The sequence below is a fragment of the Aetokthonos hydrillicola CCALA 1050 genome, assembly GCF_017591665.1.
Lineage (GTDB): Bacteria > Cyanobacteriota > Cyanobacteriia > Cyanobacteriales > Nostocaceae > Aetokthonos > Aetokthonos hydrillicola.
In genome coordinates, this window is record NZ_JAAKGC010000077.1 from 1 (window position 1) to 14,176 (window position 14,176).

7 protein-coding genes are annotated in these 14,176 nt (G+C 41.8%); 2 read left to right on the forward strand and 5 right to left on the reverse strand.

What is annotated here, in order from left to right:
• Positions 1–489: 489 nt before the first annotated feature.
• The 4 genes from G4P69_RS27540 to G4P69_RS27555 form a co-directional block, all read right to left on the reverse strand.
• A complete protein-coding gene (locus G4P69_RS27540) occupies positions 490–1,785 on the reverse strand; it encodes a hypothetical protein (RefSeq protein WP_208341623.1) in 1,296 nt (431 codons plus the stop codon).
• Positions 1,786–1,882: 97 nt separating this feature from the next.
• Entirely contained in the window at positions 1,883–4,678 is a 2,796-nt protein-coding gene (locus tag G4P69_RS27545) for an N-6 DNA methylase (protein WP_208341622.1), read from the reverse strand.
• 42 nt (positions 4,679–4,720) lie between these two features.
• A complete protein-coding gene (locus tag G4P69_RS27550; protein ID WP_208341621.1) occupies positions 4,721–7,894 on the reverse strand; it encodes a helicase-related protein in 3,174 nt (1,057 codons plus the stop codon).
• Positions 7,895–8,004: 110 nt separating this feature from the next.
• Complete coding sequence (locus G4P69_RS27555; protein WP_208341620.1) at positions 8,005–10,197, reverse strand: lytic transglycosylase domain-containing protein; 2,193 nt, start codon at positions 10,195–10,197, stop codon at positions 8,005–8,007.
• A gap of 386 nt (positions 10,198–10,583) precedes the next feature.
• On the opposite strand from G4P69_RS27555, the gene G4P69_RS27560 reads away from it, so the two are divergent.
• Positions 10,584–11,378 (forward strand): slipin family protein, encoded by a 795-nt coding sequence (locus G4P69_RS27560; RefSeq protein WP_208341619.1) that lies wholly within the window; start codon positions 10,584–10,586, stop codon positions 11,376–11,378.
• A 72-nt stretch (positions 11,379–11,450) separates the two neighbouring features.
• Here the strand turns inward: G4P69_RS27560 and G4P69_RS27565 are convergent, their stop codons facing one another.
• A complete protein-coding gene (locus tag G4P69_RS27565; protein ID WP_208341618.1) occupies positions 11,451–12,716 on the reverse strand; it encodes an FAD-dependent hydroxylase in 1,266 nt (421 codons plus the stop codon).
• Positions 12,717–13,134: 418 nt separating this feature from the next.
• On the opposite strand from G4P69_RS27565, the gene G4P69_RS27570 reads away from it, so the two are divergent.
• Positions 13,135–14,169 (forward strand): RRXRR domain-containing protein, encoded by a 1,035-nt coding sequence (locus G4P69_RS27570; protein WP_208341617.1) that lies wholly within the window; start codon positions 13,135–13,137, stop codon positions 14,167–14,169.
• Positions 14,170–14,176 lie beyond the last annotated feature (7 nt).

The following is a 14,176-nucleotide window of genomic DNA, read 5'->3' on the forward strand; positions in this document are numbered from 1 at the left end:
CCACTCCTCGTTCTGACCATTTCTCTCGTCCAGAAACGGTATCCTCTATAAACTGGATCGCACTCAAAGCATTTTCGTTGGCATATTATAAAATGCCATGTCGTTGGTTATGTAGGTCTTGGTGGTCGGTGGATACCCTCAAATAAGCATAAATAACCATAGAGCCACTTGAATCACGGTTTAAACCGCAATTTGTATTTTATCGAACGTATATAGTTCAAATTAAACCATAAATAATGTACATATGTGTCCAGTTTAAAAGTTCGTATAACTTGGACACCTTTGGATGTAAAAATGCTGTAAGCAATGAAGGGCAAGCGTTACAGCTTATTTGCAAATAATGTGGTTTGGTTGCAGTTAATGTGGTTTGGTTGCAAATAATGTGGTTTCATTTGCAGTTAATGTGGTTTTGAGACCCCTCTTATTTGCAGTTAATGTGGTTTCAATTTTGCCTTGTTTGCGGTTTGAAGCGTTCTTGTTTGCAGTTTCTTACAAATAGGGGTCATATTTTTTAGTGAATGCTTCTAGTCCGATGGTTTGCAGTTCGTCAAAGCAAGCGAGACAAAGTTGTGGTGCTTTGGGGTAACTTTTGTGAGAGAAGGTTGAAAGGACGTGGGCGTATTGTTCGCGGTTGAGTCCGTAAGCATCGGCGACTACTGCATCTATAGCTGCACGAACTAACCAGCGTTCATCGTCTGTAGGGAGAACTGGGAAGGTGAAAGGAGGTTGGCGATCGCGCCAAGTTTCCCCTAGTTGTTCTCCCCATAGGGGTTCGTATCCATCATGGTTGCAGGTTAATCGGAGAGCGGAGTGAGAAAGTAATAATTGAATTTCTTGAGTGTGCGCTAAAGGTAGATTTTCCAGAATATAAAGATTAACGTTAGCAGCGATATACTGACGAGCAATCCAATCAAAAGAAAAGCTATTAGCAATTGCCGATAAAAACAATTTCCTATAATTAGGCGATCCTAAAATCGTAGCATCTACCAACACACTATCGGTAACCGCAACCCCAGGTGGTAATGTAGAACTTATTATTGTACGTTCGTTTGTTGAACTTGCGATTTTTCTGACTGCTAATTGATAACTCTTAGCTCTTTCGAGATGTTCTGGTAGGTCAGTTGCTTTTGACAATGGCATAACATACCTATTTCTTTGTTCCCAAACATCAGAGAAATCTCTAAATGTTTTACCCTCGTGAATTATCAGTAGTCTCTGACTCAGTGCTTTGGTAAGTGCTGGCGGATATCTTGGATCTTCGTCACTTTTCAAGTAGATCTTTGTATCTTCAAATCTCTGTCGAGAATTTTTAGAAATATCTAAAGCTGCTGGGGATTTTTGTAGACGAATACCAGCTTTCTGTGTCCATTCCCCAAAAAAAAATGACTTCATAAACATTTGTTGTGCTACTTGCACGTCCTTAGACGACCTTAATTCAATAAAGCCAAGATGTTGTCCACCTGTTTTTTCGACTAAATCAAGTGTGTAGTCCAGTCTTTTAAATTCATTATTTTCCGTGAATAACCATTCATCATCATGTAGGTAGAAAGCGCAGGGAAACTGAGTTGTGATTGCTCCACGTTGAGCAACAACTGTAGCAAATTTAAAACTAGCGTGAATTTCAAATAGCTTTCTTTTATTCTCAAAAGAATAACAGCACCTCAGTCCCATTTTCTTAAGGTACAGTTGTCGAATGCCAGTAGACCCTTCATTAGCATGAAAAGCTGATGGAACAACAACACCAGTTAAAGCCGATAGGCCCAGAAGTTGAGCGTTACGTTCCATAAATACGCGGAAAGCGTCTAACTGTCTTCCTGCTAAATCACCGTCTATTCTAACTTTTTGATATTGATAAAGAACGTCATTAGCTCTTTTTTGCTGTTCAAAATCTTCTTGATATGATTGGAAGTAAGTGCCTAACCTTCGTATGACTTAGTAATTCATGCTCTATTTTATCTCTTTCTTTTTGTGTAGGTGCATTCATTATTTCAAAATCAAAAGCTGCAAAAAACTCTTTTGATTTAAACTGAATTGCATCCCACGGTGGATTACCCAAAACAGCGTCAAACCCTCGCCGATCATCCAACCTCCCACTCGGATAAAACACCTCAGCAAAAGTCAAATCATAAGGCAAAGCTGGTACACATTCACCACTACTCAAAACCGCCAACAAATCATCACGCTTTGACGGAACATTCTCCACACCCAAACCCCGCGCAATCATCGCCAATAATTTGGGTTTATCTGCTAAATCTTCTGGTAAATCTCCCACCTCATTCACAAACTTTACCAAATTAGAATAGGCAACATCATCACAATTATCTTTCTCCAACATCACCCCACCAGACCAAGCAGCAGCGATAATTTTAAAAGGTGCTAACGCCCTATCTAATCTTTTTTTAGCTGCTTCTTTCACAGCCATATCAGAAATATCTATCCCTATCGTGGCTTCCAAATCTCGAACGTCTTTCAACGCTTCGTTGATCGCTTTTCTAAATTCCTGATTAACATCTTGCCAAACAAGTTTCTGCACAGTATCTTGTGTACCTGGTTCTTTCAATAAATCCTCAAAAAAAAAAAAAGCACCCGTTAACGAATCTCCCAAAACCAAACGATGGTCTAAAAATGTCAACGGTAAACCCTCAGCGTGGGACTCCAACCACAAAGATAATTTTGCTAACTCCACCGCTAAAGGATTTTTATCGACTCCATACAAACAATGCACTGCTACTAACCGACGACACAGCGCGATCGCTTCGGCTTGAGAAAAACCTGTTTCTTCTCCTTCCGGTGCAGCAGAAGGCAGATATTTCATTAATTTATCATTTGGGTCTGGTAAATCAATGATCCGTTGACGATAGATTTTGGCTTTTTCTAGTAGCTGAGTTTCTTTCTCTGTATCCCGAACACCAACCCGGTCGCTTTGTACCTCCGCTTGTGTTGCTAACTCATCACACAACCGACAAGCTTCATATAACTTTTCACCCAAATACCGACAAGCTTCCACTAAAAAGTGACCGCTTCCCATAGCTGGGTCTAATACTTTTAATTTTAAAATTTCTCCTGGGTTCGGATCATCTTGAGGACTGCGTTCATTTATTTGCGGTTCTAATGTTTCCTTCACCAAAAACCTCACAAAAGAGTGAGGAGTGTAATACGAACCACTCGCCTTTCGTCCCAAACCCACCCGCAAATAAAACCGTCCTGGCGGAATCTCTTCTATCCATTCTACCTTGGTTTTTTTACCCTGCTTTGGTGTTTCTTCCTCGTCTTCTTCTATTTCTTCTTCTTCATCTAGGATATCTTCAGGACTCAAATCCTCACTACGAACAGGACGATATTTCTCCCCTTGCGCAACTGGAACTACCACTTCTAACTTTTGTCGTCGTAAACGACACATAGGTTCAGTGCTAATTCCTGGTTCTAATTCCAGTAAAGCTTCGTAAACACGCCCCAAATCTTCAACATCCAAAGGAGCATAATGTACTCGTTCCCGTCCTTTACCTTTTTGCGGTGTTGTCCACAATAACTGGTCTAATAAATGTGCAACAGCCCTTTCTCCCCAATTTAAATGAGACAATACAGGTGTTGCATTCTCCCCAAACAACGCACCACCTAAGGGTTTAACTGACATTTCTGTACAAGAGATTCCAGAAGCGAACATTTTAAATAATGCACGCATCCCTGACTCTAGCAAACTCCCCGTTTCCAAACCATCATCCAATACCTTTCGCCCATACTTTGCGATCGCCATACTTGGTGAAAAAGTATTCCTCCACAAACTCGTAGAAGCAAAACTAAAAGCTTGTGCAGGGTTGTCGCTTGTCTCCAATTTCAGGATAAACAATAAGCGATAAACAATAATTAAACCTTCCTTCCACAACTGCTTTGCTAACCCTGCACCTTGTAGAGACATGGTATTTAGCCTCTCTACATTCCGGGGATGATCTAAAATTTCCTGTATAAACCTTTCAACTGCACGTCGCGCTTGTAGTCGCAATTCCTTCGTTACCCGAGCCTGTTGTAACCGCGCTTTCTCCACCAAATCAGGTAAAGCTTTAACACCATTTGGACAAGCTAACGCCAGCACAAGCAAAAAAGAATCAGGAATATCGCGGTTACGTTTCCAATACGGGTCAATTGCAATATTAACCTGAGAATCTGGTCTTGCAGGGTCACAAATCAACAACCGCAATTCCACACCATTCGTTAATAGTCCAAATCTTTCCCCACAAGTCAGCAAAACTCGCTGGGCGATCCTTAAATGGCTGTAACGATAAGCACTCCCTCGCCTTGCTGGTGCATCCAAATCTGTTTCAAAATCCACACACCATACTCGTAAACGCGCTTCACCGTCAGCAGTTAACAGCAAATCTCCCCCAGTTTCCAAACCCTCGCGAGTTGCAACTTCTCCAGCTGACTCAATGCGGTCATACCCCAACAACTGTAACAACGGTGTAATAACATGATTCTTCACCCGCACAGCACCACCTCGCGTCGCTAACTCCCTCAATTTGCGACGGTAGAAAGTCCACACCTCTTGTAATTCCTTACCCTCACTCCCCGTAATTTTCGGGATAAGTTTTGCTTTGTTTAGTTCTTTTTCTAACTCAAAGCGGACAAAGGGTTCAGGTAAAGCAGGACCAGTAAAAGTACAATGTTGGAGGTTGAGAGGCATATTTAGGGCAGAATTCAGGAGTCAGGAGTCAGGAGTCAGGAGTCAAGGAAGCAACATCAACACTCCCAAAGGCAAAACTTCCGGAGTTTGCAATGCTAATTTTGACTCTAACATTTTCACTCGCTGACCGTAAATTCTTAACACCCCGTCAGCTTCACTACGCGAACGCACAGATTGAGCAGTATCAGTTGCAAACCCTGCTAACCTCTGTTTTGGGTCAGATAGAGATCTCCAATTCGATTCAGGCAAACTTTGTTGCGTAGATGCTAAAGTATCAAATAAACTGAGTTGTCTCACTATTTCTACGTCTGTTCCAGTAATTTCTTGGCTACGCTGTTGTAACCATTCGGCTTGACGTGCTTTTTCAATCTCCAACTCCTGGCTACGTTCTTGAATAAACCCTTCCGCCAGGGGTAACCAACCGCGTTTGACTACGTTTTGCGCTTGCTGACGAGCAATTTCCCAGCTTTGCTCAAAGTTATTTTTCCATACATCTTTTGTACGTATCGCCTGTTTGGGGTCGGCTAAATTTAGCCAATCTTGCGCTTGGTCGTAAAACTCTGTTTCCCCATCCGACGAAACTTTTACAGCCAACACCCGCTCAAACTCCGATCCTGTACCGCTAGCAACCCTACCTAAAAAAGTAAATAGTAAAGTAGGTTTTTTGACATCAGCTTTAACCGCACTGACGCGACTATCTTGAGTGTTATTATCTGCACCACCAAATGATAAATTACGTACCCTATCCAAAGCACGCCTTACCAAAGGATGAGCGCGACCTAAGAAACCAACTGGGCGATTTTGCTCATCGCGGGTTATATCTATATTAACGGTCAGTCGTAAACAACGTGTATCTGCCTCATATCCTGGTAACTCATCAAGTCCATAACTCCAAGACCAAGGAAGATGCACTGTAAAAATGTCTGGGTTCTGAGTTGAGACAAAATCCCCACCATCCAGCAAAACCGCATCACGCACAAAACCAAATAAATCCACACCAGAACTGCTTTTACCTTTCTCTCTAGCTACATCCGCTTGGGTTAACAAACGTTGTTCTGCATTCAATCCTGCATCCCCTAACCAAGGGTATGTACGTGATGTTTGCTGAAAACCCTTAAGGGAACGATCAATTTCTTCTAGAAGTTCTTGTGTTGCTGCATCTGTAGCAGCGTTGTCATCTTCTTGAGAGTCAAAATTCACTAACAGTGGTGTATCGTCTTTAAATAATTTTTGGTCTTCTTCCATTAAACCCTGTAATAACCTTGCTGCCGAAGCATCACTGGAAGTTGTTAAACCCAAGGTATTCGGAACAAAAGTTAAACTCGCACGCTGACGTTCGTATTTTGCTATTAACCTTAATAAAATTCTCTCCTCAAAAGTTCCGCGCAAAAATAAGTAACGCACCACAGGATCATACTCTTGTCCATAACGGTCAATACGTCCGTTGCGCTGTTCTAGACGGTTAGGGTTAAAAGGTAATTCTAAATGTATTAAATGATGACAGCGTTGTTGCAAATTTAAACCTTCTGCTGCTGTGTCCGTACTAATTAACACTAAATTACTCTCGCTACGGAAGCGTTCTGTAATTTCCAACCTTACCTTTTCACCATCGTTTCCACTCAGGGTAAGAATCGTTTCAATCTTTGCTGCTGCTAATGCTTTTGCGGCTGCACGCTGGCTGGTTGTATATTCTGTATAAACTAAAACATTTGATTGGGGGTGATGGGTGCGAATATCTTGAATTTCCTGCACCAACTGCTGTAGTTTTGGGTCTTGGTCACTCGCAGCATCAGCCAATTCAATCAAATTATCCAACGCTTCAACAAGACTGGAAATTTTGGAAAGCGATCGCGACTCAGAACCCACTTCTCTTTGTAATTCCGCCAATTTTTGGGCTAATTCTTCTGTTTCCAGGGTAAATTGTTCTTGCTCTTCCTCAAAACTAACCGTCCCAAATCGCTCCAACTTGCGGTAATATTCCCGCAAAGTCTTTAACCTTTGACGTCGGCTTTCTTGAGTTTCTGAACCTTCCGTGAGTAACTGCTGAAATCTTTCAGCGACGACTGTGAGCGTTGTTTTACAAGCTTCTACAGTGGAAACACTGCGTTTGAGTAAAGCGAGAAAAGCCAAAACATCGCTATAGCGTTTCTTGCGAAAAGCTTTACGCAACTCTGGTGCTAACAATTCCAATAAGCCTTGTTGCAAAGCCATATAATCACGATGTTCTTGATTAACAAACACTGGCTTTGGTTCCACGATCCGGCTTTTAAATCGGTCGGGAATGTGCGATTTCAGACGGCGAACCACATAACTTCGATAGCGTTCTCCACGTAAATTACCTCTCCCATCCACCAAAGATAAATCTAACAACTCACACAAAGAAGCAAAAGAACGGTCATTTCCATCATGGGGTGTTGCAGTCAACAACAACAAAGAATCACAACGTCGTGCCAAAACTTCTGCTAATCGTCGCCTTTGGGAATCGTCTCTTTCTTCAACCGCACCTAAATCCATACAGTGGTGGGCTTCATCTAACACCACCATGTCATAATTTGCTCGTTCTAATAACTCTAGAATTTTCTCCTGCTTAAGGAAATCAATCGAAGCGATACCCAAAGCAATATAATCAAAAGGATTTGCTCCTAACTCTGTACCGCGACGAATTTCTTCCAACTTTCCTCGGTTAACTTCATCCATCCGCAAACCGAAGCGCTCCGCCATTTCTAACTTCCACTGTTCCAACAATGGTCCTGCTGGACACACAATCAAAATCCGATGTGCTACCCGTCGCGCCATCAGCTCGGTGATAATCAATCCCGCTTGAATAGTTTTTCCCAAACCAACCCCATCAGCCAGCAGCAACCTCACTCGACTCATGCGAAGCGCTCGTAATACTGGAACCAATTGATACGCTTCTAAACGCAGACGACCGGGTTGGACAGCCACTAAAGCATCACTTCCCAAGGCTTGTTCCAACAGGAACCCTTGATGATAAACTAACCAGTTAGGTAAAGGTGCTGCTTTATCTGGACGCAAATCACGAATAACTGGTGTTACAGATTCAAAGGGGTAGAGAATGTCAAATTCCTCACCTCGCAGTTCCCCTTCTAAGCAACGTAACCTGTAAAGAGTTTGTTGTCCCAGTTGGGTGACACTAACCACCTCCCAACGTAAACTTCGCGCTTCAACTTCTGTACCAGCCAGTAGGTTGGTCATTCCTCTTCTCTTTCCCCAGAAAGCACCTAATTATAGCACAATACAATTCGTTATAGTTGACACACTCTGCTTGTTCATAGGAGAGTGTGTCAATATCACACTCCCTTTGCTTATGAAGGCGATGGTGGTTGTGGACGTAGAGTGGAATATCTTGCTTCTATCTGAGAAGTTTCAGGGTTGTAAAGTCGCAGATAATTCCAGTAGTTACCAAAGACTTGCCGGACGTAATTTCTGGTTTCATCAAAGGGGATTGCTTCCACAAATTCATCTGGATCATCTTTGGGTAAGATTTGTAGCCATTTAGCAACATTACCAGGACCTGCATTATAACTCGCGATCGCCAACAAAGAGTTATTAGCATATTGGTCATGAGTATGATCCAAATACAAAGTCCCGAACATAATATTGTTGTCAGGATTTTCCAAGTCAATTTTTTTGCTGTCAAAATTGATTTGAGAAGCCATCAATTTAGCTGTACTTGGCAACACTTGCATTAACCCAACAGCACCAGCAACAGAATGGGCTTTTGGTTCAAACCTGGATTCTTGACGGATCAAACCCGTTACCAGCAAGGGATTAATCTGATGCTCTTTCGACCATTTCTCAATTAAGTGAATATAGGGAAATGGGTAACGAGCCTGCCAGTAGGTTATTTGTTTACTAAGAGCTTGGTATTGGGCTTGTTCCTCTGGTGTTTCTCTGTCTTGTACTTTAGAAATTTTGTCAATACCAATTAAATTTTCTCCCTTTGTTAGCCGCATCAACCCTTCTGTAAACTGCTCATTTACAGTCGGCTGCATCTTATTTGCAAATTCAGTTTGCCATTGTAACCAAGCATCCCGATCCTGTCCAAGCAAATACAATTCTTTAAAAGTGTCAGAACCTGCAGGTGGTAATGGACGCTGGCGTTCAATTACTTGAGGATTTAGACGCCGTAGCGTGTTAAAGTTGCCAACATCTAGTCCTAATATTGCTGCTGAGCGCCATGTATAGTAAGAATAGGGAAACTGACTGAGTACGTACTCATAAGCCTTTTTTGCTTCCTCTTGTTTGCCTAATTTACTTGACCATTTACCAACCCAAAAGCCTGCTCTGGGAGCTAAAATATTGTCAGGGTTGTTGATGATAATTGGTTGTGCCCATTGCACTGCAGCTTTGTAATCTTTCGCTTTTGCTTTGTCTTGTGCAACTTTCCAACGATACTCTGCTGCTTCTGAAGAATTGTCGTACTTAGTGATCAGTAATTGCCGTGCTTCGTTAGCTGATTTTTGATCTTTTTGGGCTTCAAGAATTTTGATTTTTTGTAACAGAGCTTCACTTGCTTTGTCTGGAAATTTCCTGATTATCTGATTAAGATAAGGTAAACTCTCAGATGATGGTTTTAGCAGGCTTGCTAAGTGCAGCATACCAGGAGCAGTTTCTCTGGCATCAGGGAATTGGCTAGTGAGTTGCTTATATGCGGCGATCGCTTTATCTCTCTTTCCACTTAACTGTAATCCCCTTGCCGTTCGGTAAAGGTTGCGAGATGTTGGTCGTGCTTTAGCATATGCAACGGCAGCTTTGGCGAAATCATTATTTTCCCAATAACCATTTGCGATGATTTCCCAGTCATCAGGCTTCAACGTAGGATCGTTTAATAACTGAGTCAAAACAGGAATCACTCCTGGTTGATCAAAAGCGTATTTGGCCAATAATAACTGCAATCGTGGCTGATTGGGATTACTTTCTAATCGTTTACGGATAACTTCCCAGGTAAGAGGGTGGGAAGGAAATTGTGCAATCTGTTTATCTTGATCTTCTGGTTGACCAATAAGATAGAGGGCTTTAGCAGAAGCTGCTTCTTTAGGATATAGTTTAAGTACTTGATGCCTCAGATCAGAGGCTTTACCCTGTTCTCCTAAAATATCATATGCTTGGGCCTGTTTCAGCAAAATGTAAGGAGCAAGGACTTTATACTCTTTGTCTAATCCTTCAAGTAGTGATATAGCATCTTTGGCAACATTCCGTTCAATTAAGTCACTAGCCAACAGATAACGAGCACGGTTTTGTTCTAATGATTCCGAACTTTTCGCTAGAGCTTCTAGTTTTGCGGCTCGTTGTCCTGGAAATTGTAGCACCAATGGAAGTACGGCTGATTTGACATTGTTTGCCTCAGAAACTTGATCCGTTTGATTGTCCTGTTTAAGCCATTGCCCTATAGATTTGCTAACTTGAGGAGCTGATACCATTGCCCCAGCCAAAAAGGCAAACAGTCCAGCGCCCGCAATTAGAGAAATATGCTTTTTTTGTAGCTTCTTCAGCATGAATACCCGCTGAAAGTTTTACGTGAATTCCTTGTCACTTTAGCATCACTTAAGGGTTTGATCTCCAATTTTCAGCTTTAGATTTTTAATTTTTAATTAAGAAGCAAGAATTATCAATGATTTTTATGTTATTTTTTATACTAAAAATGCTAGAGCATTAATCACAATAGTCTACAAATAATAGACACCCAAAAGGGGATTGTTGGACTTATCGTCAGGATCCTAATACATAGTATTTGTTTGGCAAATAAAATTTCCTCTCATCACAAATTTTTGAAACCGTCAAAGTTTGTTGTCAGATTGAGTAAACACAAAACTCAACATTTCCTGGAGTGTATTTTTATATTGAATAAAATAGAACTATGTAAAATGGAGGTAGGTGAGAAATGGGCGCACTAGGCACGTTGTTGGCTGTATTTATATTCCTAGCAGCTTTTGGGCTTAAGCTCGATAGAGAGTATCAGCGAGGTGTCATTTTTCGTTTAGGTAGAATCAATGGTGTTAGAGGTCCTGGTGTGTACTGGATATTACCATTTATTGACCAAAAGGCACAGCTAGACATTCGCACTAAAACGGTAAACATTGAGCCTCAAGAAACTGTAACTGCTGATAGCGTTACAATTAGAGTAAACGCTGTTCTATACTACCGCATTCTTAGTCCTGACAAAGCTATTAATAAAGTTGAAAACTATGAGTTGGCTGTTTATCAGGCGGCTTTAACAACTTTACGTAATGTTGTTGGTCAAAATAATTTGGACGATGTTTTACAAAGCCGCGATAAAATTAACACCAAAGTTCAAGAAATTGTTGATGAAATCACAGAACCTTGGGGAATTGTAATTGAACGGGTGGAAATGAAGGATGTAGAAATTCCTACGTCTATGCAACGGGCAATGGCAAAAGAAGCAGAAGCACTCCGAGAAAAACGTGCACGTTTAATTAAAGCCTCAGCAGAACAAGAAGCATCTATTAAGTTAGCAGAAGCTTCACAGTTAATTGTAGAAAACCCAGTTGCTTTGGAATTGCGACGACTGCAAATGCTGACAGAAATTGGTGCGGAAAATAACACGACTACTATAGTAATGTTACCTTCTGATTTTCTAACTTTAGCCAAACGTTTATCAGAATCAATTCAAGTAGATCAGCCTAAATCTCATCAGCACGAAGACGGAAAAGGTTGAAGTGTTTTATAAACGGTATTGCACTCCCTAGAGGTGCGTTACAGACTTCGTCAAGAGCGCACCCTACAATACTTATTTGGATGTTCCCATATGGGGAGTTCGACCAAAAAGCCCTATCATTAATTTGAGAGTCATTATTTTTAACATAGGAACTCGTCGCAAAATTTCCAAACTAAGCCGACGAACTATGACTATTGGGAAGAAGTTATTAGAAAACATTCGATCTAATAAATCAGTGAAACCTAAAATTGTTAAGTTCTCTTTTTGACGCCAGCGCTCATAACGCTTGAGATTCTGAAGATCTCCTATATCTTCTCCTTTAAGGTGTGCTTCTTGTATAACCTGCGCCAAAGCGGCTGCATCTCGAATGCCTAAATTTAACCCTTGCCCACCAACAGGATGACAATTGTGTGCTGCATCACCGACTAAAGCTAATCTATGAAGGGCATAGCGATCGCTTTGCATCAGTTGTACCTGAAAAATAAAGCGTTCACCCAATAATTCTAACTTGCCCATCTGATGACCATAACGCCGAGTTAATTCTGCTAAAAACTGCTCATCATCTAAAGCACACAAGGCTTTGGCTTCTTCGTGAGGGGCAGTCCACACAATTCGACAACGGTTTCCTGGTAAAGGTAAAATTGCGAATGGACCACTAAACCAAAATTTTTCGTACGCAGTATTATTGTGGGGTTTTTCTGGTTTGACAAAGGCAACAATACAAGACTGCCAATATTTCCAACCATGAGTTTTAATTCCCGCCGCAGTGCGGATAGGCGATCGCGCACCATCAGCACCAACGACTAACAAGCTACGAACTGTCCGTATTTCGCCAGCCACTTTAATATCTATTGCTGCTACGTCTTGCTGGTACTGAATATTTACAACTTCCGCAGGACATAGATAAGTTACATTTGGACACTGTTGGACAAATTCCTGCAAAGGCTTTAACAGCGCTTGATGCTCAGCGACATAACCGAGATCTTGTGTACATAAATCCGCTGTCTGGAATTCCAATACATGAGGATAATCAGCGTCAGAAAGACAAACACGACGGTATGTCTCAATTTCAGGCAATATTTTGTCCCAGACTCCTATTCCTTGGTAAATGAGTGCTGAGAGCATATGTATTGCGTAGGCTTGTCCTTTAGAGACTGCTATTGAGTCCACCCTCGCTTCTATCAGCAGCACTTTTAAGCCAGAATCTTTCAAAGCTGAAGCTAAGGTTAAGCCAATAATTCCGCCGCCAACAATCACCAAGTCATATTCGTACCTTTGCTTGGCTGTTGCTGTTTGGGTAGAAGTGTTAAGAGTTTGAGACAACTGCACAGGAGGCATTGTTAAGATAGGTTACAGCATCTTAACTATTATTTTTACCGAATTTTAGGAAATTTGGCAATTAGTTCACATTTTCTAAAGAAGAGGTGTAGCAGAAAGTCAGGGGTAGATAACAATGCGATAGCGGAGCGCTGCTGAGGAACGCGTATTGCTACGGGCAGCAACAAGAAATTCAAATCTGGAGAAATGCCAGTCACGAACCCCCGGCTATAAGCCAGGGGGCTTGAAAGAGAAAGATTAACCACCTTTTGAATTCGAGTTAAACCAGTGTCTAGACGCTAGCCGCAAGGCTAGGACAAGTAACTGAACCGGTTATGCGTGGTAGCTCATAGGACGGAAGAATGCCTCCCTAGTTCTTCTCCTCTCCATCGGTCAGTGTCGAAGGGATATATACACCTAGAAATAGGATTTATCATCAATGTTCGTAGCAGTTGTAGACCAAAACAATAGACCACTGATGCCAACAACCCCAGCCAGGGCAAGACGTTGGATCAAGTCAAAGAAAGCAACACCATTTTTTAAAAAGGGAGTGTTTTGTGTTCGACTCAATGTAGAACCATCTAACCGCAACTGCCAACCAATAGCCGTAGGAGTTGACCCTGGTTCAAAGCGCGAAGGATTCACCGTTAAATCGAAAGCGCACACCTATTTAAATGTGCAAACACACGCAGTTGATTGGGTAAAAGATCACGTCGAGACACGCCGTAATATGCGGCGCACTAGAAGAAATCGTAAGACGCCTTGCCGCAAAAATCGTAGTAATAGACTAGCTAACAAACAAAAGCTAGCGCCGTCCACACTAGCTAGATGGCAATGGAAGTTACGAATATGTAAATGGTTGTCTGCTATGTTCCCGGTTACTGCTTTTGTTGTAGAAGACATCAAGGCTAAAACCTGGAAAAACGGTAAAAAGTGGAACCGCATGTTTTCACCCTTAGAGGTTGGTAAACAATGGTTTTACGGTCAATTACAGCTTCGGGCACCACTACAAACAAAGTCAGGCAAGGATACCTACGAATTACGACTGGTCTTGGGGTTGAAAAAGTCTAAGAACAAGCTTTCTAACAAGTTCGATGCTCACTGCGTTGACTCGTGGGTACTGGCTAACTGGTACACAGACGGTCATTTAGCGCCAGACAATACCAAGTTGATTGAAATTATTCCTTTAAGGTTTCACCGTCGTCAACTTCATCGACTAGAACACGCACCAGGACACATCCGTTCTCGTTATGGCGGAACAATTAGCGTAGGCTTTAAGCGTGGCTCTATCGTTAAACACCCCAAATATGGATTTACCTATGTTAGTGGCTGGCAGGAATCACCTACCAAGAAAGATCCAGACAGAAAAACAATTAGCTTGCACAGCTTAAAAACTGGCAAGCGGTTATGTCAAAACGCAGTACCCACAGATTGTAAGTTTTTATCTTACAACTCCTGGCGTGTTGCTAATTAATTGTAAA